26 protein-coding genes and 1 tRNA gene are annotated in these 22,929 nt (G+C 36.9%); 17 read left to right on the top strand and 10 right to left on the bottom strand.

Annotated elements, in window-relative coordinates; genetic code table 11:
* Positions 1-18: 18 nt before the first annotated feature.
* Genes ABLB96_RS01485 through ABLB96_RS01475 form a run of 3 tightly spaced genes read left to right on the top strand, consistent with a single transcriptional unit; the run spans position 19 to position 2,394 of the window.
* Positions 19-381: a hypothetical protein gene (locus tag ABLB96_RS01485; protein ID WP_348898505.1), complete on the top strand. Its 363-nt coding sequence runs from the start codon at positions 19-21 to the stop codon at positions 379-381.
* Positions 378-1,529 carry a hypothetical protein gene (locus ABLB96_RS01480; protein WP_348898504.1) on the top strand — a complete coding sequence of 384 codons (1,152 nt, stop codon included), beginning with the start codon at positions 378-380 and terminating at the stop codon, positions 1,527-1,529. The genes ABLB96_RS01485 and ABLB96_RS01480 overlap by 4 nt, the downstream gene beginning before the upstream one ends.
* Complete coding sequence (locus tag ABLB96_RS01475) at positions 1,513-2,394, top strand: hypothetical protein (protein WP_348898503.1); 882 nt, start codon at positions 1,513-1,515, stop codon at positions 2,392-2,394. Before ABLB96_RS01480 ends, ABLB96_RS01475 begins: the two co-directional genes overlap by 17 nt.
* 63 nt (positions 2,395-2,457) lie before the next feature.
* Here the strand turns inward: ABLB96_RS01475 and ABLB96_RS01470 are convergent, their stop codons facing one another.
* Positions 2,458-2,676, bottom strand: coding sequence for a DUF6500 family protein (locus tag ABLB96_RS01470; RefSeq protein ID WP_068613986.1), 219 nt, complete (start codon positions 2,674-2,676; stop codon positions 2,458-2,460).
* 27 nt (positions 2,677-2,703) lie between these two features.
* Entirely contained in the window at positions 2,704-3,039 is a 336-nt protein-coding gene (locus tag ABLB96_RS01465) for a helix-turn-helix domain-containing protein (protein ID WP_002052222.1), read from the bottom strand.
* Between the two features lie 116 nt (positions 3,040-3,155).
* Here ABLB96_RS01465 and ABLB96_RS01460 point away from each other — a divergent pair, with 116 nt between their 5' ends.
* The gene (locus tag ABLB96_RS01460; RefSeq protein ID WP_348898502.1) at positions 3,156-3,713 is read left to right on the top strand and encodes an NAD(P)H-dependent oxidoreductase; all 558 of its coding nucleotides are present in this window, start codon (positions 3,156-3,158) and stop codon (positions 3,711-3,713) included.
* Between the two features lie 132 nt (positions 3,714-3,845).
* Here ABLB96_RS01460 and ABLB96_RS01455 read toward each other — a convergent pair whose 3' ends face one another.
* Positions 3,846-4,847: a GTP pyrophosphokinase family protein gene (locus ABLB96_RS01455; RefSeq protein ID WP_050676341.1), complete on the bottom strand. Its 1,002-nt coding sequence runs from the start codon at positions 4,845-4,847 to the stop codon at positions 3,846-3,848.
* Entirely contained in the window at positions 4,847-5,956 is a 1,110-nt protein-coding gene (locus ABLB96_RS01450; protein WP_050676340.1) for a nucleoid-associated protein, read from the bottom strand. The genes ABLB96_RS01455 and ABLB96_RS01450 overlap by 1 nt, the downstream gene beginning before the upstream one ends.
* Before the next feature lie 271 nt (positions 5,957-6,227).
* On the opposite strand from ABLB96_RS01450, the gene ABLB96_RS01445 reads away from it, so the two are divergent.
* Positions 6,228-6,983 carry a hypothetical protein gene (locus ABLB96_RS01445; protein WP_348898501.1) on the top strand — a complete coding sequence of 252 codons (756 nt, stop codon included), beginning with the start codon at positions 6,228-6,230 and terminating at the stop codon, positions 6,981-6,983.
* Between the two features lie 87 nt (positions 6,984-7,070).
* A protein-coding gene (locus ABLB96_RS01440) for an IS3 family transposase (protein WP_225367773.1) occupies positions 7,071-8,203 on the top strand; the annotation gives its coding sequence in 2 pieces (ribosomal slippage) (positions 7,071-7,323 and positions 7,323-8,203; 1,134 coding nt in all).
* Between the two features lie 352 nt (positions 8,204-8,555).
* Here ABLB96_RS01440 and ABLB96_RS01435 read toward each other — a convergent pair.
* A tRNA-Ser gene (locus ABLB96_RS01435) sits at positions 8,556-8,645 on the bottom strand.
* A gap of 118 nt (positions 8,646-8,763) precedes the next feature.
* On the opposite strand from ABLB96_RS01435, the gene ABLB96_RS01430 reads away from it, so the two are divergent.
* Positions 8,764-10,641, top strand: a complete 1,878-nt coding sequence (locus ABLB96_RS01430; RefSeq protein WP_348895859.1) for a potassium transporter Kup — start codon at positions 8,764-8,766, stop codon at positions 10,639-10,641.
* 56 nt (positions 10,642-10,697) lie between these two features.
* Here the strand turns inward: ABLB96_RS01430 and ABLB96_RS01425 are convergent, their stop codons facing one another.
* Positions 10,698-11,093 (bottom strand): hypothetical protein, encoded by a 396-nt coding sequence (locus tag ABLB96_RS01425; RefSeq protein ID WP_348895858.1) that lies wholly within the window; start codon positions 11,091-11,093, stop codon positions 10,698-10,700.
* Positions 11,094-11,348: 255 nt separating this feature from the next.
* Between ABLB96_RS01425 and ABLB96_RS01420 the strand changes: the two genes are divergently transcribed.
* From ABLB96_RS01420 to ABLB96_RS01410, 3 genes are all read left to right on the top strand, one after another.
* Positions 11,349-12,431 (top strand): DNA/RNA non-specific endonuclease, encoded by a 1,083-nt coding sequence (locus tag ABLB96_RS01420; protein WP_348895857.1) that lies wholly within the window; start codon positions 11,349-11,351, stop codon positions 12,429-12,431.
* Positions 12,432-12,518: 87 nt separating this feature from the next.
* Positions 12,519-13,118: a LysE family translocator gene (locus ABLB96_RS01415; protein ID WP_348895856.1), complete on the top strand. Its 600-nt coding sequence runs from the start codon at positions 12,519-12,521 to the stop codon at positions 13,116-13,118.
* Between the two features lie 45 nt (positions 13,119-13,163).
* A complete protein-coding gene (locus tag ABLB96_RS01410; RefSeq protein WP_348895855.1) occupies positions 13,164-13,406 on the top strand; it encodes a hypothetical protein in 243 nt (80 codons plus the stop codon).
* A gap of 215 nt (positions 13,407-13,621) precedes the next feature.
* Here the strand turns inward: ABLB96_RS01410 and aqpZ are convergent, their stop codons facing one another.
* Both aqpZ and ABLB96_RS01400 read right to left on the bottom strand, forming a co-directional pair.
* Entirely contained in the window at positions 13,622-14,311 is a 690-nt protein-coding gene (aqpZ, locus tag ABLB96_RS01405) for an aquaporin Z (RefSeq protein ID WP_348895854.1), read from the bottom strand.
* Positions 14,312-14,443: 132 nt separating this feature from the next.
* On the bottom strand, positions 14,444-15,448 hold the full coding sequence (locus ABLB96_RS01400) for an AraC family transcriptional regulator ligand-binding domain-containing protein (RefSeq protein ID WP_348895853.1): 1,005 nt from the start codon (positions 15,446-15,448) through the stop codon (positions 14,444-14,446).
* Positions 15,449-15,557: 109 nt separating this feature from the next.
* Here ABLB96_RS01400 and ABLB96_RS01395 point away from each other — a divergent pair, with 109 nt between their 5' ends.
* Positions 15,558-16,196 (top strand): hypothetical protein, encoded by a 639-nt coding sequence (locus ABLB96_RS01395; protein ID WP_348895852.1) that lies wholly within the window; start codon positions 15,558-15,560, stop codon positions 16,194-16,196.
* 41 nt (positions 16,197-16,237) lie between these two features.
* On the opposite strand, the gene hisF is transcribed toward ABLB96_RS01395, so the two are convergent.
* Positions 16,238-16,996: an imidazole glycerol phosphate synthase subunit HisF gene (gene hisF / locus ABLB96_RS01390; RefSeq protein ID WP_348895851.1), complete on the bottom strand. Its 759-nt coding sequence runs from the start codon at positions 16,994-16,996 to the stop codon at positions 16,238-16,240.
* A gap of 112 nt (positions 16,997-17,108) precedes the next feature.
* Between hisF and ABLB96_RS01385 the strand changes: the two genes are divergently transcribed.
* Genes ABLB96_RS01385 through ABLB96_RS01370 form a run of 4 tightly spaced genes read left to right on the top strand, consistent with a single transcriptional unit; the run spans position 17,109 to position 19,440 of the window.
* Positions 17,109-18,059 carry a homoserine kinase gene (locus ABLB96_RS01385; RefSeq protein WP_348895850.1) on the top strand — a complete coding sequence of 317 codons (951 nt, stop codon included), beginning with the start codon at positions 17,109-17,111 and terminating at the stop codon, positions 18,057-18,059.
* A gap of 11 nt (positions 18,060-18,070) precedes the next feature.
* A complete protein-coding gene (locus tag ABLB96_RS01380) occupies positions 18,071-18,700 on the top strand; it encodes a DUF1294 domain-containing protein (RefSeq protein WP_348895849.1) in 630 nt (209 codons plus the stop codon).
* Between the two features lie 38 nt (positions 18,701-18,738).
* A complete protein-coding gene (locus ABLB96_RS01375; protein ID WP_348895848.1) occupies positions 18,739-19,131 on the top strand; it encodes a hypothetical protein in 393 nt (130 codons plus the stop codon).
* A 3-nt stretch (positions 19,132-19,134) separates the two neighbouring features.
* Positions 19,135-19,440, top strand: coding sequence for an antibiotic biosynthesis monooxygenase (locus ABLB96_RS01370; protein WP_348895847.1), 306 nt, complete (start codon positions 19,135-19,137; stop codon positions 19,438-19,440).
* 34 nt (positions 19,441-19,474) lie between these two features.
* Here the strand turns inward: ABLB96_RS01370 and ABLB96_RS01365 are convergent, their stop codons facing one another.
* A complete protein-coding gene (locus tag ABLB96_RS01365) occupies positions 19,475-20,377 on the bottom strand; it encodes a DMT family transporter (RefSeq protein WP_348895846.1) in 903 nt (300 codons plus the stop codon).
* A gap of 98 nt (positions 20,378-20,475) precedes the next feature.
* On the opposite strand from ABLB96_RS01365, the gene ABLB96_RS01360 reads away from it, so the two are divergent.
* Positions 20,476-21,027 (top strand): XRE family transcriptional regulator, encoded by a 552-nt coding sequence (locus tag ABLB96_RS01360; RefSeq protein ID WP_348895845.1) that lies wholly within the window; start codon positions 20,476-20,478, stop codon positions 21,025-21,027.
* A gap of 179 nt (positions 21,028-21,206) precedes the next feature.
* On the top strand, positions 21,207-22,898 hold the full coding sequence (locus ABLB96_RS01355; protein WP_348895844.1) for an ABC transporter ATP-binding protein: 1,692 nt from the start codon (positions 21,207-21,209) through the stop codon (positions 22,896-22,898).
* The last annotated feature ends 31 nt before the right edge of the window (positions 22,899-22,929 follow it).

The raw sequence follows: 22,929 nt of genomic DNA, 5'->3' as shown, positions 1-22,929 counted from the left end.
CCAGATAAGGTTTTGTATATGGCTGGCGGTTCTCAGATTATTATTAATAAAAATGGTATTACATTAATTACTCCGGCAAAGTTTGAAGTAAAAGCTGGACAACACCTATTTAAAGGTGGGGCTGAAGTTGGAGTAAATATTCAAGGATTACCTGCTTATGAGGCATATAACGAAAAGTTCCAAATGTTATTGCCCTCTGGTGAACCTATGAAAAAAGTAGACTATAAAATTTCTACTGATGGAAATGAATACATCTCTCAAGCAGATGACAAGGGCAGATCTAAGCGTATTCACTCTTCTAAGCAAGAAAATTTGAAGTTGGATTTAAATTGGATAAGTTTCGAGGCTGATTCTGCTGACAATGATGGTGATGCTAAATGAGTGGAAGTCTTGATTGGGATAGTAATACCAATACTACTGAGAATAGCTGTAAAACCGTTCAATGTGATTGTTTAACTTTCTGGGAAATTTATCAGCAAGAAGCAATAAAAAGAGTCTCTAATCTTAAAAGTGCGAATCATTACAAACTTGAACCTGGATATGAGGCTAGAGCAAGGCGTATTGCTTCTGTCTATGCAAGAATTTATTTAGAACAAGAAATTTCAGCAACTAAATTATTTAGAGGTCGTTACTATTGGATGGGACTTGGGGCATTTGCCTCTAAAACCGTAGCTGCTATTTTTAAACATGGATTGACCGCATGGGGATATAAGTGGGCACCTGTGATTTCTGGTGCGGTGGGCGGTGTTTTAACAGCCCCTGTTATTAACTCTATGATTCGAGACCCAGTACATTCTTTTGCTAAGGGTAATTTATGGTTATTTATGGATATTGCACCATGGCATTATGCATGGAGTGCTTCATCAGCTTCCTTCAAAAGTTGTATGAAAGCCCGAAAAGTATCTGGCTTTAAGCATATTAAAAAGGAGGTCGAAAATTTACCTTGGTCTAACTCCTTATCAGCTATTAAACAATTAGGATGGACTGACCAGATAGAAGAGGGTTTTGGGTATTTACCTGATATTGAAAATACTTTTAAGCGAGCAGGAAAAACTCGAAACGATAATTTCAAAACGGCTTCTAAAAATCTTTTTGACCATCTGATGGCGATTGCAGTTCAAGAACAATTTAATATTTTACAAGAACTTGTGTGGAAAGAGTGGAAAGTTCAGAAACAGGCTTCCTTACAGCGTATTACAGGTTTACCCGATAGTACTCTTGTTTTATCTAGCGATTATGGGGCCGATGCAGTTAAACCTAATAAACAAGGACAGTATAAAGGACGTCATGCGGGAGTTTTATCCCAATTACCTGAAACGGTTTACAGCGAACCATTAGAGGGTACACAAGTTGAAGTTTATGATAGTCGTATGAAATGGATTAAAGTTGCGGCTGCTAAGTATCATCGATTAATGCAAAGTGATAAAGGAAGAGACTTTTTAGAAAAAGAATTAGAAACTATTGCAGGATGGGGAAATAGCAAAGCAGAGTTTAAAGTAGGGAAAGATAGTAATGATGGCAAAATTTAAACAATATTTCCTAATCTTTATTTTTGGATTATTACTTTCCGCTTGTCAGCCAACATCAGAACATAATGAGAATTTGACTATGAATCAGCAGACCTACACTTTGCATATGGGTGAACAAGGTATTCAAGATTTTTCAAAGTATAGTGATGGAAATGTCGATAATCACCCAGCTGGTGTTAGCTTTAGAGAACTTCAATTTTCTCCTCCTAACTTAGGAAAATTAACCATAGAGAATGGGACTAACAGTTTGTTAATTGAACATGTTTTTTCTGTTTTAGGTACTCAATATGACAAAAATGAAGGGATTCAAGTTTTAGATATCGATGCGGGTCTCACAAAAGAAGAATTCGCTACTCCAGAGCAAGCTTATCAAAGCTATGTAGCCTTAATGAAACGTATTAATCAGGCTGGTTGGAAAAACTATTTCTTCACAGATGCTCCGCGTATCGCTAAACAAGATAATATTAAACATCTATCAAAAAGTCGTGATGTTATTGATCCAAGCTATATTTTTAGTTTTGAAGAATGGAAAAATATAATAAATAATATTCCTACAAAATCATTAGGTTATAGGTTGTATGCTAATGGAGTTATTTTAGATATAAGTTTAAAAAGAACAGCTAAGAATGAGCGTAATGAAGAGCAATATATGCTTAGATTTAGCTTTCAGAGCGTTCGTTACAATGAAAGAGACTCAATTCCTGACTCTGATAAAATGACACCTAGTGAATTCGAGCAAGCATTTAAAAAGAGATTAAGTGAAAATAAAAAATATCGAGAAAAGGAAGAGAGAAAAGCCAAGGCTGAGGGCTATCATATCGATGAAGAATATACAGATCCTGATGTTTGGTCATATGTTAAGTAAATGCTTTTAAAATAATAAAAAGGCTTAAACTATTTAAATTTAAGCCTTTTCGAATAACTCTAATTATTGTTCACTTAAAACCATCTGTTTAATCTTAACGGCTTTCTCAAAGTGATCTAGCTTATGCTCCATAATCCACCAATGAGCTGCTTCCATGAGTAGCTCAGGGTTGTCATTCTTATTTTTAAAAAAAGCATAAAAAGACAGACCGACATTGTCTCCCTTCTTTTCAATTTTATCGTCGCATCCCTTAATAAAAATTTCTCTTAATTCATTTCTCATATTGAGTATCACTTCAAGTCTATAAAACTAAGACGGCTTATTTTGCTCGCCCCATTGGCACATCATATCTAACAAAGGAATTAAAGATTGCCCTCTTTCTGAAAGCCGATACTCAACTTTTGGTGGAATTTGAGGATATTCCTTACGAATAATCAGTTCGTCTCTCTCTAACTCTTTAAGTGTATTGCTGAGTGTTCTAAATGAAATATTGCCAATGCAGCGTTGCATCTCATTAAAACGCATGACATTTTTTTCATATAGCCAATACATAATAATCATTTTATATTTGCCATTAATCAAAGAAAGGGTGTAGCCAAAACCCGTATCTTCTAATGGCGTATTTGATGGAACACACTCGGTCATTTTAAAAATCTACACTATCTTTTAGTATAGTATATAACATAAATTACCGTACTTATATTTAGGAAAGCACACTTCTATAATCGATTTATCAACTTTTCGATAAGAGTGTTTTTATAATGAAAAAGACATTAGTCATTGTTACCCATCCTCACATAGAACAATCAGTCGTAAATAAAAGATGGGTAGAGGAATTGGAAAAATACCCAGACCAATTTACAGTCCACCAAATTTATCAAGCCTACCCAGATGGCGTAATTGACGTTGCCAAAGAACAAGCGCTTGTAGAAGAACACGAAAATTTAGTTTTTCAATTTCCAGTGTATTGGTTTAACTGTCCGCCGCTTTTGAAACAATGGCTTGATGAAGTTTTGACTTATGGTTGGGCGTATGGTTCAACTGGCGACAAACTTAAAAATAAGAAATTTATGTTGGCAGTGTCTGCGGGTGGGCAAGAGCAAGTTTATTCAGAAAGTGGCGAATATCAAATTTCTTTAGAGAAGGTTTTTATTCCATTTGAGCTAACAGCTTTATATGTTGGGGCAGTCTATCAACCACTTCATGCATTTTATGGTTTAGACACAAACCCTTCTGAAGACGACGATGTGCCTACTCAACAAGACATAGCGGATAATGCGGTTCAGTATGTTCAGAAGTTATTAACGTTGTCTGAGTAGGTTTAAAGATGGGAAAGGCCTAAGCGTGAGAGTTTGGGTCTTTGATATAAAGTAAAGTTGCTGATTTCGGGGTTACAAGGAGTAACTAAATAGACAGGTACTCGTTTATTTTTTCTAAAGTCCTGAAAAGTATCAATATAGTTCAGGATTTACTCCCAAGTCCGAAAAAACTATATCAAGCTGATGTAGATAATTATTAAGAGGCCACTCATCTCGAACACGTTTTGCTCCAAAATTTTCAACCAGCCAATAAGTAATAAGACATAAGGGTTGAGAAAAGAAAACTATACTACTAGCTCGACGCTTTATTTGTTTTTTTATAACAGGTTTTGCTTCTAAAAGTTTTTCTACTTCTAATAGAGTCTGAGAGTTAATATATTTTTCAAATGTATCAATCAATAATAAATGTGTTTTAGTTAAAAAAACTTTTGGTAAAGGGCCAAACTCTTTAATATATAAATTTTTTAATGCATGAGAAAATTTATCACGTTCTTTTGTTTCCTCAGCGATAAGTTTTTGCATCTCACAAAAGAGATCATCTGTAGTTTCCATTAAGGCCATGCCTTTAGCAACTTTTCTCTTAGCTAAGTTAGAAACATCAGATTTTGGTTTATATATATTATCATGTACAATTTCAGCATATGCATGTTGCAATAGGGTTCTTATTTGTATTTCACAACAAATTGAAGGATTAATTATTAAATTATCATAAGTAATATCCTTAGTAGGCCTAATTTCATAATGTTTAGATTGATAATCAAAAACACTAGGATTCTGTTCTATTTCAGTTGTATAATCTTTGGAAACTTTTGCCTGCCATAAAGACTCTGACTCAATAATATTGCTAATGATAGCAATTTGTTCTGTTAATAAAACTACAAATCTCACTCCTACAATATCAGTCATTTGATTTATAGGGTCATTATAACTTTTACGTTCAATTTTATCTAAAGCTGAACCAATATCTTTAACTCTAAATGATGGTTCAATTTTAATAATTTCATTGATTGTAATATTTTTCTCTTCTAATTTTATTGTTAACTTTTCTTTAATTTTTTCAATAATAAACTTTCCCCATGCTTCAAAAGCATGGGAATTTTTATTGAAAAAGATTGAAAAGTCTTCTTTGCTCACTAATCTTGCCTACTTACTTTAGCTTTAATAGTTACTACGGTTTCTCCAGTGTCAGCTAAGTTTTCTACACTGAAAAGTTCGGAAATAGTTTTATCTGACGGAAAATTAATATTAACTCCATTAGTAAATTTTAGATTACGGCGATTTCTTAACTTATTACGAATATATTCATTGTCTTTGCTTACAGAATTCTGAGGAAATCCCTTTTTGATCATATGCTTTTCATAATAATCTTTTACTTCTGACTTTAGGTATTTTTCAGCAAAACCTGCGACACTTATTGTCGCATCATTGCTTTTTAACTCAACTCTTAAGCTATCTAATAATTCATATTTTTCTTCTGGTTCAATATCTTGTGCATTAATAAATTCACAGGTGTAATCATAAAAATCTTGGGTTAACTTTTTAGATGAGGCTTGTATACTCATTCCCAAGAAATTTTTATAAAAATATTCTGCAGCACTTCTGGTTTCTGTTTTTGTCATCAAATGATCAAATAAAAAAGCTCTATAATTTGAAGGGTGGGCAGGAGTAGTTTCTTGTTGTAGACCTGTTTTAACTAATAACCCAATTTTATAAAGTTTCTGAGCAGCAGTTAGAATTAGCTCGCTCAAATATTCCATCTGATTTTTATTATCTTCAGTTTTCTTATGATAAAAACCATCAGAAAGCTCAGCTTTAATAGTTGCTATAAAGGGCAGTAGTTGATTGCCAACAGTGCCATGTATAATTGTCATGATGCAGTCTTTAGCTCCACGTGTACCTGCTTGTGACAAATACAGTTTTTCGGATAAAACCTTTGAATTTTCTATAAAATCTTTATCAATACAATTCAACATTGAGGTAGCAGTTTGGAAATAACTATTTTCACCTGTTTCTTCAATAGAAACTTCTATGCCATGGGATTTACTTCCTAATGCTTTTGTAATTCGTACTTGAAGTGCATCTAAAGAGGATATATCTAAATTTAAAAGTTCATCACTAGTATCTAGTTCGATATTAGAATTTTCAGGATTTTTAGCAAAGATCTTATGAATAACCACTCTATCAATTAGTAATCCTTCAAACGTAAAGTCTGTCGGTTGTAAAGGCATATTTAAGTTAGTCATATGCTTTCCTTATTAGTTTGTAGTTTAGAAGTAATATAATATTTACAAACTTTAACATTTTTATCAATAAAATATATAATGTAATTAACATATAAAATTCTAAAAAATTAAATCTAAGATCTTATTTTTATGTAAGTTATTAATTTTTAAATTTTTTAAAATTAGAAGATTTTATAGGTATTGTTGTTTATCTTATACCGAGAAATATCTACATTAAGTTTTCAATTTATAAAACTTGGATTTGAAATTTAAATAATTTGAGGTTTTAAATATGACATCTATAGTTTGTTGGAAAAATAAAGAAAATGAAGCTCTTTGGGTAGTAAGTGATTCTCGTATATCAAATTCAACAAGTAGTAGTCGAATAACAGACTATTTTTCTAAAATTCATGAAATACCATTATGTTTTAAGTATTCACTGTTTCCATTAAAAAATTATCTTGGATCTATTGGTTTCGCTTTTTCAGGCGGTACTCTGATTGCTCAAGCAGTCAAAGATACTCTAATCACACTCTTAGGTTCATTACAGCCATTACAAGAAATACCTAGAGAGGTGCTTATTCAAAAATATTATTCTAATGAACCATTCCCTACACCTGAAATCAGTAACTATCCCTCATTAATAGAAATTTCTGACCTAACTTATGATATTATTTCTCAAGCATTAATCAATTTTGAAAGTCAAACTAGAGGGGAAATATTACTATTTGGGTACTGTAAAAATGCTAATAAGTTTAAAGCTTTTACTTTAAAATTTTATAAGAATTCTATCTATGATCAACAATGTATAAAACCAGTTGATATTGACTTATCGGAGCCATATGTCTTTGGCGATCAAGTTGAGGTGGTAAAAAATAATATAAAAAACTATGGTGATGACTCTCGTGCACCTTTAAAAGGATTAGCTAAAACGATAAAAGATGCTGGCTATATAGGCTCTGTAGGCGGACACCTTCAGTTAGCAATTAGTAATCAAATACTATTCCAGATTTATGGAATTGCGAATAGTTCAAAAGACTTTATATAAGAGGTGGATCAGGAAATTTGAACAACACTTATAAGTGATATTTTGCTCCCCAAATGATGTTATAAACATCAATATATGGAGTATTTTATGGCACGTAGACCAAGAAGAAATCATTCAAATGATTTTAAAGCTAAGGTAGCACTTGCTGCGATTAAAGCAGAAAAAACACTTGCTGAATTGAGTGCTGAATTTGATGTTCATCAAAACCAAATTATCGACTGGAAAAATCAACTGATTTCAGCTTCCTCGCAAGCTTTCGATCAATCAAAAGCTCCAACAGAACCACCCATCGATCTAAAAAAACTACATGCAAAAATCGGTGAGCAGGCATTAGAAATTGATTTTTTAGAAGGTGTGTTGAAGAAACTGGGCCGCTTCAACCACAAAAGTTAATCGATGACTCACTTCAGATTTCAGTATCTAAGCAAGCTCAGCTGCTGAAAGTCTCCCGTGGTTGTTATTACTATCGCCCAAAACCTGTGAGTGCATCAGATCTGAAGCTGATGCGGTGTATGGATGAGTTACATATGCAATACCCTTTTGCAGGTAGCCGTATGATGCGTGATTTGTTGAATCGTCAAGGACATCATATAGGACGACGTCATACACGTACTTTAATGAAGAAAATGGGCATTAATGCGTTATATTGCAAACCAAATTTAAGCCAGGCTAATCAAGCTCACCGCAAATATCCATATCTGCTCAAAGGATTGGCTATTCAGCGCAGTAATCAAGTGTGGTCTACGGATATAACGTATATCCCTATGGCAAAAGGCTTTGTTTATTTATGTGCTGTGATTGATTGGCATAGCCGCAAGGTACTTGCGCATAGAGTATCGATTAGTATGGAGGTTACATTTTGCATAGAAACATTAAATGAAGCTATTGAAAAATATGGTCGACCTGAAATATTTAATACAGACCAAGGCAGTCAGTTTACCAGTGATGCATTTATTGATGTATTGAAATCAAATGACATCCAAATCAGCATGGATGGTAAAGGTCGATGGGTTGATAATGTGATGGTTGAACGATTATGGCGGAGCGTTAAATATGAAGAGGTGTATCTCAAAGCCTACAGCAATGTTTTGGATGCGAAGAAGCAATTAAACGCATATTTTGAATTTTATAATTTGAAACGACCTCATTCGAGTCTGGACAAAATGACTCCAGATGAGTTTTACTATGACCAGCTACCACAACAAAATAAGGTAGCTTAACTAGAGCAGAGTATCACTTATAAATAAGCTTTTAGTTGTTCAAACATGTGGGACCACCTCTATATTCAGGTTATAAACTCATTGATGGTGATAATATGGAGTTAAAAATGTTGGGGGATTTCCTTATTGCACCGAGTACTATGGCTGAACACCAAACTTAAAAGTAGGCAATTTGAGAACCTGTCCTGTTTTTAATTTTAGGGCTAGAAATATATAAAAATTAGTATATTAACCGAGGAAAAGATAATCTTTATATTTAACATGAAGTATAAAATTTTTAGCTGAAAAGGCTTTTTATATTAGCCAATAAAAAAGACCTAAATCAAAACGATTTAGGTCTTTTTTTGAATTCTGGCGGTGAGAGAGGGATTCGAACCCTCGATACGCGCAAACGTATACACACTTTCCAGGCGTGCTCCTTAAGCCACTCGGACACCTCACCAAGGCGTGCGATAGTAACTAAAAAAATAGGTTCTGCCAAGATTTAAGACGAGCTTTACAGAAAAAAAATAATAGAGGTGATAAGATTGCGATAAAAATCATATTGGTTTAATTACACAATGCAAAATACGGCCAAAAAAGCGACCTTGCCTGCCACGGCTTTGGCAGCTCTTGGTGTAGTCTTTGGAGACATCGGGACAAGTCCGCTCTATGCCTTGAAAGAGTCCTTCCATGCTGCCCATGGGTTGGGAATTCAGCCTGAAAACGTATTAGGAATTTTATCCATTATTTTTTGGTGCTTAATGCTGATCATCAGCATCAAGTATGTCGCAATTGTCATGCGTGCAGACAACAATGGTGAAGGCGGTATCATGGCCTTACTCGCATTGAATTTGCGTAAAGCTAAAATTGCCGACAACAAAAAAATCTACATGATTGCGATTGGTTTTATTGGGGCATCATTGTTCTTTGGTGACGGTATTATTACCCCAGCAATTTCGGTATTGTCGGCAGTAGAAGGGTTGTCTATTGCAACCGACGTTTTTGACCCGTTTATTATGCCTATTGCAATTGCCATTATCATCACACTGTTTTTAGTGCAAAAACATGGTACGGCCTTTGTAGGTAAATTCTTTGGTCCAATTACGCTTGTGTGGTTTATCTCTTTAGGCGCATTAGGTCTTCACAGTGTCATTCAAACACCGATTGTATTAGGTATGTTTAGTCCGCATTGGGCGATTCAGTTTATCTACCATCATCCAGTCATGACCTTTTTTGTGATGGGTGCTGTAGTATTAACCGTGACGGGTGGTGAAGCACTCTATGCCGACATGGGACATTTTGGACCAGTTCCGATTCGTCTTGCGTGGTTCTTTGTGGTGTTGCCATGCTTAGTTTTAAACTATGCAGGACAGGGGGCATTGTTACTTCGTGACCCTGCGGCAATTGAAAACCCGTTCTATTTACTGGTTCCTCAGTGGGCACTTTACCCAATGATTATTATGGCGACCATGGCAACAGTAATTGCATCTCAAGCCGTAATTTCAGGGGTATTTTCTCTTGCTCGCCAAGCGATTCAATTGGGTTATTTACCACGTTTAAGTATTAAACATACCTCTGAGTCTGAAGAAGGCCAGATCTATGTGCCGTTCTTAAACTGGTTACTTTTAATCGCAATTATTATCTTAATTCTGATTTTCAAAACCAGCTCAAACTTGGCAAGTGCTTATGGTTTAGCAGTGACCTTAACCATGCTCTGTGACACGATTTTGGTTTCCATCTTTATCTACTCGGCGTGGAAATGGAGCTGGCCAAAAGTGGTGTTACTGATTATTCCATTCTTCATTTTAGAGTCGGTTTTAGTCGCAGCAACTTCACTTAAAGTGTTGTCAGGTGGTTGGGTACCGTTGCTCATTGGTGGTATTGCGGTCACCATCTTAATGACATGGAAACGTGGTCGTGAACTTACCTTTGCTAAACTTGAGCATGACACGTTGTCTCTAGACTTGTTTGTGAAAAGTATTGGTAATAGCGTGCACTGGGTACCGGGTGATGCCGTGTTTATGACAGGTACACCAAACGTGGTGCCACATGCGATGCTGCATAATATTAAGCACAACAAAGTGCTGCATCAGCGTAATATTTTGGTGACTGTGGTGATCGAAGATGTGCCATTCGTTCCACCAGAAGAGCGTATTACGACAGAAGATTTGGCTGAACATTTCTACCGTATTAAAATTTTCTATGGCTTTAAAGATGAAATGAATGTGCCAAAAGCGCTTATGAAAGCTTATGAACAATTAGGTCTTGAATATGACTTAATGCATATCAGCTTCTTTATTTCTCGCGATCGTATTGTTCACTCGGTGGGTGATGGTATGTCGCCATGGAGAGAAAAATTATTTATCTCGATGCAGCGTAACACCAGTCCGGTGAGTGACTTCTACCAAATTCCAACCAACCGTGTGGTTGAGTTAGGTAGTCAAATCGAAATATAAAAGTTCAATGTGTAAAAAAAACCAAGACAGATGTCTTGGTTTTTTTATGGCTCTTTTTATTGAGCTTGTGGCATAGGTGCATCTGCTGGCAATGCACCATCCTGTGCCATAGGGTCTGCTGACTGGTTTGGGTTAGCAGGTGGCGGTGGAGTATTTGGGTCTTGTGGCGCTGGAGGAGCCATTTCACCGCCAGCTGGAGGTGCTGGAGGCACGTCTGCTGGAATAGGAGCACCTGTTGGCGCTGCGCCTGTCGGTGCAGCAGAAACTTGTTGTACTTTCCCGCTGTTCACTAAATCGCTAATAGAGCCAGGCTGCCCATTGACTGTTGTAGTGACTTTTACTTTAGATAAACTTTCTAAAGTTTCTCCTGGTTGAACCGCAGGTTCAGCGAGCGCTGCCATACTGCATAGTCCAGCAATTACGCCAATACCAATAATCTTTGAATGGATCATTAAATGGACTCCGTTTATATTTTTATCCAAATTTGTGGAGCTAACCATGTCATAAGCCAACGGCGCTTTTCAATGAAAGATACGCAATTAACCCAATTCAATAGTGAAAGTTCCTCACAATGCCAACAAACTGTTACCGAACCAGAAATAGAGTTACAAAAAAGATGACCATGTTTTAACCATTTGAAAGATAAGCGATATACTTAAAAAAGCAGGATTGTTAAGCTGCATACGGATAGTGGTATTGATAGAAACATGGCAAGTAAAAAAAGTAGTTCAGGCCTCTTTGGCAATTTTTCTTTAAGTGAGCATTTGGGCAAGATTGTACTTGCCGGAGTGGCAGCAGGAAGCTTTGCCTTCGCTTTTGGTGGTGAAAAAATTTCACAGTGGTTTTCGCCGCTAAGTACCAACTCGACTTGTCTAAACCAGTTTTATCGCGAAATTCCACCTGCTTTAAACAAAGACAGCTTAAAAAAAGACAGTTATCCGCTGTGCTTTAACGGTTTCAATGTTTTGTACTCGGGCATGTCTAAAACGCCGTTATGGTCAGCTGAATATCTAAGTCCAGACCGTTTAAGCACTAAAATTAAACGTGAAGATAATTTCCATGAAGAAACGCGTGTTCCTGAGCGTCATCGTTCACTTTTAAGCGATTATCGTGGTTCAGGCTATGACCGTGGCCACATGTCACCAAATGGTGATATGCCGACTAAGGACTCTCAGTACGATAGCTTTTCATTAAGCAATATGGTTCCTCAGGCACCTAAAAATAATCAGGAAGTGTGGCGTAAGCTTGAAGATGCTACGCGGGCAGTCGTGACTAAACAAAAGCAAGATGCTTATATCGTCACAGGTCCAATCTTTGAAGGGCAGCGACTCAAAACCATTGGTCGAGGTGTGATCGTTCCAAGCGCTGTGTACAAAGCCGTTTACTATCCTAAAACAGGTGCAATTGGCGCTTATTATGCACCGAACAATAACTCTCAGCAGGTTAAGGTGGTGAGTGTTTGTTATGTTGAAGAAAAACTAGGAATTAACCTATTTCCTCAACTCACCGAACAACAAAAACGCAATGTTTATCGTTTGCCGTTAACTTCTAGCCAAGTTAAGCCAAATCAGAAGCTAGACTATTTACACTGGGATGGTGAAAGTCAGTGTGAACGAGACTTAAGTGCTGAGCAAATTAAAGCCTTACAAGACCAGTTTAAAAAGCAAAAAAGTGGTTCTTCTGAACCGATGGAATCAAAAGTTCCAAGTATTGATGAAGAAACCAGAAAAGCCATTGTGAAACAATTGGTAGAAGCCTTGGTGAACTATTTCTTGCAAATGATAAAATAAAACGCCTGTGAGTATTGTTATAACGGCCTAAATAGATAAAATAAAATAGACAGATCTGTCTATTTTATTTTAATAAGGACAATAATAATGTTTGCTTCGATGTTCCTTTTTTCTTTTGCAATGTCTATTACCCCGGGTCCCGTCAATACCGTTATTTTATCGACCAGCTTAAATCATGGTTTAAAAAGATCGCTTCCCTATATTTCAGGGGCGACCATTGGTTTTACGTTGCTTCTGATTTTTATGGCATTTGGATTGCAAAGTGTTTTGGTTAATTTCCCGCTTTTATTAAAAATCTTAGCCGTATGCGGAACGCTATTTGTTTGTTATATCGGTATAAAAATTATTCTCTCTGCTACCCATATTTCCATTTCAAGTGCTCCCGTAGACAACATTATTATTCCTAATTTTAAAGATGGTTTCTTATTGCAATGGCTTAATCCTAAAGCATGGTTGGCTTGTGTGTCAGGCATTACCATGTTTACAAGTATTGAAAATCCCAAGGCTTTACCTATCTTTATCATTATTTATTTTTTTACCTGCTATGTATGTCTGTTCTTTTGGGGACTGTGCGGTGATAAATTTTCAGTGGTGCTCAATCAAGGCAATCGTTTGAAATATTTTAATATCTTGATGGGCGCTTTTTTAATTTTATCGGCACTTTTAATTTTGATTGATTTTTTTTAAATTGGTCGTATTACACTGTGTAGATATAACAACGAGACCACACTTATGTTTAAACCATTTGAAAAGGGTACAGAGTCTTCTTCAATCGAAGATTTAACATTAGAAAATGATGTCGATTGCGTAAGCATTTATGGCAACTTGCAAATTACCAAAGATAAAGTCGGGCTAGAACAAGCAAAGACCCTACAGAGCTTTTTAAACGATGTGGTTGCAACTTTGGAAAAAGAAGAATTGCCTGAGAAAATTGAACGTCCAGCTAAACAAGAAGTGAATAATCCGTTTTTATAATTTTATATTCTATGTGTGATGTTTAGCATAGTCATGTTGCCATACAGTCTTTAATACCACGTTAGGTGTTAGTGAGTTTGTATAGACATTTCTTACTTTTGAAAGCCCAAAAGTAAGCAAAAGGCTTTGTTGAGCAGAGGGTACTTCCGTGTACCCCTACTCAACAGGTGACATCCATGTCACCCACCGCGATAGCAGATTATGGCTATAAAGAATTAATCCTTATCTCCAGCAACTACCTTATAAATAATCGCACCAATCACAGCGCCTAAAATCGGTGCTACCCAGAACAACCATAACTGACTTAAAGCACCAGTTTGAGCAAAGAATGCAACACCTGTACTACGTGCAGGGTTTACCGAAGTATTTGTAACCGGAATACTGATTAAGTGAATAAGCGTTAATGCAAGACCAATCGCAATAGGTGCAAAGCCAGCAGGCGCACGACCATGTGTTGATCCTAAAATAACGATTAAGAAGAACGCAGTAAGTACTACTTCAATAATAAAAGCAGAACCTAAGCCAAATTTGTTTGGCGACAAATCACCAAAACCATTTGAAGCAAAACCGCCCACACCAGTAAAGCCAGCTTGACCTTGAGCGATAATATAAAGAACAAATGCAGCAGCAGTCGCGCCGACCACTTGTGCCACAATATAAGGAATCAAATCTTTAACATCAAAACGGCCGCCGACCCAAAGACCGACACTGACCGCGGGGTTAAAATGTCCACCAGAGATATGCCCGAGAGCATAAGCACCAGTGAGTACGGTTAAACCAAAGGCAAGGGCTACACCTGCAAAGCCAATACCAAGTTCAGGGAAAGCTGCGGCTAATACTGCGCTACCACAACCACCAAAGACTAGCCAAAACGTACCTAGAAATTCAGCAAAATATTTATTCATTGTGATTACTCATCTATTGATCTATTTTTTAATTAATGTGAAATATGTCACAAAAAATTAAGCATGTGACTATATGAAATTTTTGTTTTCAGTGTTGTTTTAATCAAGAAAAGATTTGTAAGTTTTGGTAGGTTATTTATTGTCTAAAAACTGATCTCTCCATTGTTGTGGCGTTTGATCAGTCCAATGCTTGAATGCTCTTTGAAAGGCACTTTGTTCTGAATAACAGAGTAAGAGCGCAATTTCTTGTAGGCTCAAATGCGGATCTTTTAAATATTCGGTGGCGAGCATAAAGCGTACTTGCTGAACGCGCTCCTGAAAGGTGGTGTTTTGTTGTTGTAAATGACGCTGGAGCTGTCGAACAGAAAGTCCTAACTGTGTTGCAATATATTCAATTTGATACTGGTTCTTTTGTAAGCCAGTTAAAATGGAGTGCTGTAAACGCTGATCAAGTTGGGTTGAATTTGGTAATTGTTCTAAAAGCGCTTGTGCTTGCTGAACCAATAGCTGTTGTAATGTGTGGTCCGCGCTGCTCAGTGGTTTATTAATTTCGGTAATGGGAATAAGCAGCTCTGTACGAGGCTGACTAAAACGAACAGGACATTGGAAGTATTGTTCATACACCCTGATATTTTTAGGGGCGGCATTTAAAAAGCGGACTTCGTGTAAATGTACATCTTCATGAGACATAAAAAGACGTAAGAATTGAATCACCAGAGCAATTGCAATTTCGTCGGTAAGCTGGGTAGGGTGCAGCTCTGTCGCTTCCCAGCGAATAGAACCATGCTCTCCATATAGCTCAACCACTAAAGGGCTTCCGTCATAAATCAGACGGTGAAAGTCATGATAACGAATTAGAGCTTCACCTAAGTTATCGCAAGAGAGTGCGAGGTAGGCAATAATGCCTAAGTGTTTGGGTTGTACATATTTGGCAATTTCGAGGCCTAATCCCGGCTTCGGGTTCAGTTTATAAATCACTTCTAACAAGTCACGCCAAATGACATAGTCAAAGCGTTCCAGATTTTGAATTTGTTCTAATTGTTTAGGAATAGCTAATTCATTCGCTTCGCAATATGCTTTTAATAGATGTCCCAGCCCTCCATATACCGAGCCTGTATAATTTTTTAGTTGTGGCATCCGTGTCCACCTCTTTCTTGTCGTGATTTGTCAATGAAACCATAAATTCTGGTCAATACCTAGCATAACGAATTTTATATGCTCAATAAAAAGAAAAAGGAGTAAGGCGATGTTAAAAGGGTTTATTGCCGGAATTGCGGTTGCGAATGCATTTGAATGGGTGGCACACAAATATATTTTGCATGGTGTACACCGCACTGGACAAGCACGCTACAGTCCAGTACCAAAAAGTATGGAGTCCCATTGGGCACACCATCGTGAAGTTCGTAAACAGCAATTTCATGATGATTGCTATCTTGAAGGCGTTGGAAACTGGCGAACTAAAAATGAGTTAATTTCACTGGCAGTCGTAGCAACCGTTTCAAGTGCAATTTTCTATCCATTTTCAAAAGGTATGGCACTTGCAGCTTGGTACAGTGCTGGTAATTATTATTATATTCATCGCCGTGCACATTTAGAGCCTGACTGGGCAAAGCGTAAAATTCCATGGCATTACGACCACCACATGAACTCTAATCAAGATGCCAATTGGTGTGTAACCAAGCCGTGGTTTGATTATGTAATGGGAACGCGAGTAGTATCTTCGGCAGATTTAAAAGAACAAAACCCTTTGGGTGTATGGTTACCTACTGCGCTTGCTAAACCTCTGACTCAAGCAGTAGAAAAAATCTTTCCTGCAAAATGGGTCGAGAAAAAAGAAAAGCCTAAACTCGTTAGCGACATAAATTCGGTCGATGGCGCTGCATAAAAAATTAAAGGGGCATATTGCCCCTTTAATTATAAATAAACTCACAAGCGCATTTCGATGCCTTGATCAGCTAAGTATTGTTTAGCTTCTGGAATAGTATATTGGCCAAAGTGGAAAATACTTGCTGCCAATACTGCATCGGCACCGCCTTGTAAAATACCGTCTGCAAGGTGTTGTAAGTTACCTACACCACCTGAGGCAATCGTTGGAATGGTAACGCGGTCATTAATAGCACGCATTAAAGCAATATCGTAACCCGCTTTCGTACCGTCGGCATCCATACTGGTAATGAGTAACTCACCCGCACCGTAGTCAGCCATTTTTACCGCCCACTCAATCGCATCAATACCCGTTGGTTTACGGCCACCGTGAGTAAAGATTTCCCATTTGTTGTCGCCAGTTTTTTTGGCATCGATTGCAACCACAATGCATTGTGCGCCAAAGTGCTGAGAAGCTTCTTGAACAAATTCAGGGTTAAATACGGCAGCTGAGTTAATACTCACTTTATCTGCACCAGCATTTAATAACGAGCGAATATCTTCAACTTTACGTACACCACCACCAACAGTTAATGGCACAAATACAGTCTCGGCCATACGTTCAACAGTACGATAAGTGGTGTCGCGTCCATGATGTGTAGCGGTGATGTCTAAAAAAGTAATTTCGTCTGCACCTTGTTCGTTATAGCGACGTGCCACTTCAACAGGGTCGCCAGCATCACGAATATCGAGGAATTGAACGCCTTTAACTACGCGTCCGTTATCAACGTCTAGGCAAGGAATAATACGTTTAGCAAGCATAGCTTTTTCCAAAAATAATCGCCGTTGGTGAAAGTTCCTACACAGGCGCTACACCTTCATGGAGGGAACGGGTATTCTATCAAACTTCACAGATGTTTTTTGCAGGTTTTCCATGTCGGTTTATACCCCTTTGAGTTTAGATGAAGTTCGCGCCTTTGCTGCACCTTATGGATTAGAGGTGTTGGAGCTGAACCCAATTCAGGGAGGTATTCAAAACACCAATTATTTTTTGGTAGATGTAAACCGTAAACAATATGTACTTACCGTGTTTGAAGAGTTAGATGCACAAGGGGCAGGTGAACTTATTCCTGTTCTTGAACAATTAGGGACACATGATGTACCCGTTGCTGTGCCATTAAAACACAGCGGACAAGCAGTTCACGTTATTGCAGACAAACCTGCACAGATTGCACCACGTCTCATGGGGCACCATCCCATGCAAACGACAGTAGCACAGGTTGCAGCCATTGCAGATGCACAGGCAAAGTTGCACGTGGCTTTACAAGATTTTCCGCTTGAGCGTGAATATCGACGTGATCATCAATACTGGACAGGTGTTGCAGAGCAGCTTAAGCCAAATATGACTCAAGAAGACCAAGCTTTACTTGAACAGGTCTATCAAGCTTTTAATGCTAAAACAGCACAATATTCAAATCGACCAACAGGTTTTATTCATTCAGATTTGTTCCGCGACAATACGTTGTTCGAAGGTGAGCAACTACAAGGTATTTTAGATTTTTATGAGCTAAATCAAGACGAACTACTATTTGATATTGCGATTACTATCAATGATTTCTGTACCGAATATCCACAAGCACATTTAAACTCAGAGAAAGTAGCAGCTTACTTAGCGGCATACCAAAAAGTTCGTACACTTACTTCCGATGAACTTGAATGTTTAGATGTATTCTTAGCAATGGCAGCGTGCCGTTTTTGGTCAATGCGTTTGCAAGTTGCTCAAAAAAATAAAGAAGAAGGACGTACAGGCGACGATATTTTGCAAAAAGACCCGCAAGAAATGCGAGCAATGATGCAAGACCGTTTAAGTCATGTAAAAGCATAAAAGGAATAGAGATGCGAGATCAGGGGCGATTAGTCGAATGGTTCGACGAAAAAGGTTATGGCTTTATTCAGCCGGATGATGCTGAAAAAGAGCGAGTCTTTTTGCATATCAAAGATTTTGCACGCCCTGGACCTCGGCCAATTATTGGCTGTGCACTGGAGTATTTGGTCATTTTAGATGAGCGAGGACGCTTTCGTGCTCAGCAGGTTATCTATTTAAAGGCATCTCAAACTCGTAAAGCTTTAAAGTCAGTCAAAACAGAATCTTCATTTCAAGCAAAACCATGGTCTGCCATGCAAATGGGGGTCGTATTTTATTTTGTTTTAATGGGCATTATGAGTTTTATCCATGTCTTACCTGCCTATACGCTGTTGTTCGTCTTGATGATGAATGCCTTAAGTTACTGGCTTTATTCACAAGACAAAGAAGCTGCACAATTAGGTAATCGCCGTGTTCCTGAGCAGACCTTACATATTGTCAGCTTTTTGGGAGGTTGGCCTGCTGCTTGGTGGGCACAACAAAAATTGAGACATAAAACACAAAAACAACCATTCCGTAAGATTTATTTTTGTACCATATTCTTTCATTTACTTTTGATTTTGTGGCTAATTTCTCCCTTAAATGTCTTGCGGGGCTTATAAAAGTAAATTGTTTTATTAATAACTTGAGAGGTATAAAAATGAATAGTTCTATCGACCAAGATTCAAATCGTACTTTAACGCTTATTTTATATGTACTTTATATTGTTGCCATTTTTACAGGTGGCTTACTTGCGGTGATTGCTCTCATTATTAACTACGTAAAACGTTCCGATGTACAAGGGACAATTTTTGCGAGCCACTTTACATGGCAAATCAGAACATTCTGGTGGTATCTGGCGTGGAATATTATTGCGTTTTTGCCGTTTATTTTCTTGTTCTTTACGGGTGAAAATACGGATCTATTTGCAGGCGTTGCCATCTCATCGACCGTATTCTGTGTGGGTGTGATTACAGCAGCATGGATCTGGATTGTATATCGTGCAATTCGTGGTTTGGTTGCATTAAATGATAACCGCCCGATGTATCAATAAATCATGATTATTGAACATGTGCATTTGAGTATAAAGTCTGGGCAAAGTGATAAATTCCTTGAGGCATTCGAACGGGCTAAACATATTGTCTATCCAATGGAAGGCTTTAATGGTCTCCAGCTGATTAAGCATGCAACAGATTCTCATCGTTATATTTTAATGATCTTTTGGGATGAGATTGAGCATCATACCGAAGGATTTAGAAAGGCTGAGGCTTATCAGGAATGGAAGAAATTGCTTCATCCCTTTTATGATCCAATGCCGACGGTTGAGTACTACGAGCCCTGTATATTATTGAAGAAGAAATAATACATATAAAAAAGAGAGCGTTAAGCTCTCTTTTTTATTCTCGAATTCGTTTAGTTTTTTTAATAGGCAACTTAAGTTTTAACTCGCTGACTAAAACCCCTAAAACTACCAATGCTCCACCTAAAAGGGCAATCACTGGTAAACGCTCGCCCGCGATTCGACCGATAATTCCTGCCCAAACAGGTTCTCCTGCATAGATAATGGCAGCACGCGAAGGGTCAACCATGCGTTGAGCCCAGTTCATCACAAATTGTATCAGCGCACTGGCTAAACCTAATGCAACAGCAAGGAGTGCAAGCAGCCATGAAAATGCTGGAATTGTATGTTCACCCACCACAGGCATAATGGCAAAAGAAACCAAAGAGGCTACGGCGAGTTGAATGACGGTGACGCGACGTAAATTTACTTTTCCAGCAAAGTAACTAATAAAAATAATTTCTAAGGCAATCGCCAATGATCCAAGTACTGTTACAAGCTGTCCAAAACTTAATGAAATTTTCTCGAAACCATTACCTGTCAATAAAACAAGACCAACAAAAGCAAGAGTGGCTCCAACCCAAGTCATCATGTGTGGAACTTTTCTAAATATGAGCCACATTAAAATAGGAACAAGCGGCACATAAAGTGAGGTTAGAAAGGCAGACTCACTGCTCGGAATGGTTTGCAGGCCAACTGTTTGAGTTCCATAGCCTCCTACAATAACTAAGCCAATTGCGATACCAGCACCTAAATCTTTTAAAGTAATACCCTTCATACTTTTTAATGAAACAAGTAATAAGGTTAAAGCCGCCACGGCAAAGCGACAACCCACAAAAAACATAGGCGAAGAAAAGTGCAGTGCATATTGCACTGTAAGAAATGTTCCACCCCAAATCATCGTAATCAAAACGAGTGCTAACTGTGGGGCTTTACTTGAACTCATTGAAATTGGAGACATACTCAAATCATTAGAAATTGTGCAATATACTGCACATATTGCGATATTCTTCTGTTTTGTGCAATATATTGCTCATATTTTCTTTACTATCCTATTTTATGAGCCAGTCGAGTACCGTTTTACAACATGTGGGCACAAATATCCGTTCATTAAGAGATGAGCGTGGTTTAAGCCAACAGGACTTGGCTGATCAGGCAGGGGTGAGTAGACGAACCATTGCTGCTTTAGAAACAGGGCAGGTCAATATAAGCTTGGCTAAACTCGATGCGATTGCGGCTGTGTTGGGGGTAGACTTTAGAACGATTGTGAGTGCACCTGAGCATAAAGAACAAGCTTTGGTCAATGCACTTGCTTGGCAAGGCGAAAAGGAAGAAAGCAAAGCAACTTTACTCGCTTCGGTTCCATCCCATAGCCAAGTTGAGCTTTGGACGTGGTCGTTGGCAGTAGGGGAATCTTATGTTGCTGAAGCTGACCCTGAAGGATGGCAAGAGCTTATTTATGTATTAGAAGGTGAGTTAACCATCCAATTTGCAGATAGCTCAAAAACTATTACTGCTGGTTCTTCCTTTATATATGCCAGTTCAGTGACTTACACCTATATCAATAGTGGTAATCAAGTGCTTAAATTTATTCGTAATGTGGTGTATTAACTTTACTTTTTAAAATTATATGAGCTATTAAATTTTACATAGCGAATTTCTCTTATTTAAAAAGTTGAAAGTTTAATTTTAAACAAAAAACATGAAGAACAATAAATAAGACAAGTTATGATATTTCTTGTGTGATGAAATTATTTTTAGCCTGTTTTTGATAGAAAAAAGATAGAGAAATGAAATTTTTATTAAGTTCGCAAGATATTCAGAATTATAAATTTATATGGAATATTTCTAAAGAAAATTATAAGAAACAAAAAAGTAGTATGTTTCTCATGTTTTTATTAGTGGTATTTTCAGCTTTTTTTACGACTTTATTGCCATATTTGCTAAAAATTATTATCGATTATTCTGCACATGAATATAAGTTTTTGCTCAATATTCAACTTCCATTTAATTTTTTATATCTAATAGTACTTGCCTACGCGACTGCATGGTTGGTGAATGAGTTATGCCATTGGATGCAAAATATTTTTGGGGCTTATTTGATGGTTGATTTCAAAGGAGCATTAATTTCTGCAGGCTTAAAAAATTATTTAAATCTTAAAAAAGATGCACAAGATCAAATTGAAGCTGGAACAGTAATGAGTGATCTTGAAAGAGGAAGTACTGCTTTTGGTGAGATTAATTTAACGTTGATTTTTTATTTAGGACCAATTATTTTCCAATTGGTGATGATTTTTGCGGTTTTGTTTACGACCATTAGTTTACTTTTCAGTATTAGCTTTTTATTAATAGCTATCGTTATTTTTATCGTTTCATTTCATATAAATAAAAGAAGTAGTTCACTATTCGATGCCATGTATGAAAAAGACAATTTAGTGAATAGTCATTTAATACATCAAATATCTAACTCTTATGAAATTAAAGTAAAAAATGCAGTGCCATTTCAGTTATCAAAATTTAATGACACTCTAAATTTATATATCAAAACGGCAAAAGATAGGAATAAGAAAATAGGTCTATTGATGATTTCTCAGTTGTTCATGATCTTTTTATTCTTACTTATTTTTATGTTGTTTACTGTATTTCTTTCAACAGAAAAGCAATTAACACCTGGTGCTTTTGTATTGATAAGTACTTATATCATTCAGCTCACTAATCCATTTTTAGCTGTTTCGCAGAGTCTTATGCGTTTAAATGGAAACTTTGTGGCCTTAGCAAAATATCGACAGTACTTTAATCTCAAGAAAGAACAATATACGTCATCTACCATTCAACATTCCGAAGTCCTATTCCAATTTATAGATGCTAAATTTTTATTAGGAAAAAGGGCAGTAGATCATTTTAATTTAACAATCTTGGCTAATAAAACGTATGTCGTGATTGGCCAAACAGGGCTAGGTAAAACTTCTCTGATGAATTATTTAATGGGGGTATATCAGATTCAGTCAGGCCAGCTTTTGTATAAAAATGTCGATATTAGTCATAATTTTTCTAAGCATATTTTTGATGAAGTGGTTTATGTTGCCCAGCAACCTATTATTTTTCCTTATTCTTTAAGAGAGAATTTGGTCTATAACTCTCAACATATATATGAAGATCCTTACTTACTCGAGATGCTTGAGCAGTTTAATTTATTACATATTCTGAAAAAACATCAATTAACACTCGATGATGATCTAACTGAAATTTATAAAAATTTTTCAGGAGGAGAAAAGCAAAGGATTTGTATCCTTCGAGGTCTTTTAGCTCGCCCTCAACTTATGATCTTAGATGAACCAACTGCAGCTTTGGATGTAGGTACTGCAAAAAATATACTTGGATATATTCAGAAAGTTGTTCCATCCGTAATTATGATTACGCATTCACCCTATGCAATGGATATTGCAGATGAGGTCATTGATTTAGAAAAGTTAATAAATTAAATATAAAAAAAGAGCCAAAACAGGCTCTTTT

The sequence above is a fragment of the Acinetobacter sp. XH1741 genome, assembly GCF_041021895.1.
In the GTDB taxonomy this organism is placed as follows: Bacteria; Pseudomonadota; Gammaproteobacteria; order Pseudomonadales; family Moraxellaceae; genus Acinetobacter.
The sequence above is the reverse complement of the archived record's forward strand: the minus strand, read 5'-3'. Positions and strand labels throughout refer to the sequence as shown.

Coding starts and splice junctions, on each gene's coding strand:
- ABLB96_RS01485 (WP_348898505.1), top strand. CDS start 19: ATGGCTGGCGGTTCTCAGATTATTATTAATAAAAATGGTATTACATTA.
- ABLB96_RS01480 (WP_348898504.1), top strand. CDS start 378: ATGAGTGGAAGTCTTGATTGGGATAGTAATACCAATACTACTGAGAAT.
- ABLB96_RS01475 (WP_348898503.1), top strand. CDS start 1,513: ATGATGGCAAAATTTAAACAATATTTCCTAATCTTTATTTTTGGATTA.
- ABLB96_RS01470 (WP_068613986.1), bottom strand. CDS start 2,676: ATGAGAAATGAATTAAGAGAAATTTTTATTAAGGGATGCGACGATAAA.
- ABLB96_RS01465 (WP_002052222.1), bottom strand. CDS start 3,039: ATGACCGAGTGTGTTCCATCAAATACGCCATTAGAAGATACGGGTTTT.
- ABLB96_RS01460 (WP_348898502.1), top strand. CDS start 3,156: ATGAAAAAGACATTAGTCATTGTTACCCATCCTCACATAGAACAATCA.
- ABLB96_RS01450 (WP_050676340.1), bottom strand. CDS start 5,956: ATGACTAACTTAAATATGCCTTTACAACCGACAGACTTTACGTTTGAA.
- ABLB96_RS01445 (WP_348898501.1), top strand. CDS start 6,228: ATGACATCTATAGTTTGTTGGAAAAATAAAGAAAATGAAGCTCTTTGG.
- ABLB96_RS01430 (WP_348895859.1), top strand. CDS start 8,764: ATGCAAAATACGGCCAAAAAAGCGACCTTGCCTGCCACGGCTTTGGCA.
- ABLB96_RS01425 (WP_348895858.1), bottom strand. CDS start 11,093: ATGATCCATTCAAAGATTATTGGTATTGGCGTAATTGCTGGACTATGC.
- ABLB96_RS01420 (WP_348895857.1), top strand. CDS start 11,349: ATGGCAAGTAAAAAAAGTAGTTCAGGCCTCTTTGGCAATTTTTCTTTA.
- ABLB96_RS01415 (WP_348895856.1), top strand. CDS start 12,519: ATGTTTGCTTCGATGTTCCTTTTTTCTTTTGCAATGTCTATTACCCCG.
- ABLB96_RS01410 (WP_348895855.1), top strand. CDS start 13,164: ATGTTTAAACCATTTGAAAAGGGTACAGAGTCTTCTTCAATCGAAGAT.
- aqpZ (WP_348895854.1), bottom strand. CDS start 14,311: ATGAATAAATATTTTGCTGAATTTCTAGGTACGTTTTGGCTAGTCTTT.
- ABLB96_RS01400 (WP_348895853.1), bottom strand. CDS start 15,448: ATGCCACAACTAAAAAATTATACAGGCTCGGTATATGGAGGGCTGGGA.
- ABLB96_RS01395 (WP_348895852.1), top strand. CDS start 15,558: ATGTTAAAAGGGTTTATTGCCGGAATTGCGGTTGCGAATGCATTTGAA.
- hisF (WP_348895851.1), bottom strand. CDS start 16,996: ATGCTTGCTAAACGTATTATTCCTTGCCTAGACGTTGATAACGGACGC.
- ABLB96_RS01385 (WP_348895850.1), top strand. CDS start 17,109: ATGTCGGTTTATACCCCTTTGAGTTTAGATGAAGTTCGCGCCTTTGCT.
- ABLB96_RS01380 (WP_348895849.1), top strand. CDS start 18,071: ATGCGAGATCAGGGGCGATTAGTCGAATGGTTCGACGAAAAAGGTTAT.
- ABLB96_RS01375 (WP_348895848.1), top strand. CDS start 18,739: ATGAATAGTTCTATCGACCAAGATTCAAATCGTACTTTAACGCTTATT.
- ABLB96_RS01370 (WP_348895847.1), top strand. CDS start 19,135: ATGATTATTGAACATGTGCATTTGAGTATAAAGTCTGGGCAAAGTGAT.
- ABLB96_RS01365 (WP_348895846.1), bottom strand. CDS start 20,377: ATGTCTCCAATTTCAATGAGTTCAAGTAAAGCCCCACAGTTAGCACTC.
- ABLB96_RS01360 (WP_348895845.1), top strand. CDS start 20,476: ATGAGCCAGTCGAGTACCGTTTTACAACATGTGGGCACAAATATCCGT.
- ABLB96_RS01355 (WP_348895844.1), top strand. CDS start 21,207: ATGAAATTTTTATTAAGTTCGCAAGATATTCAGAATTATAAATTTATA.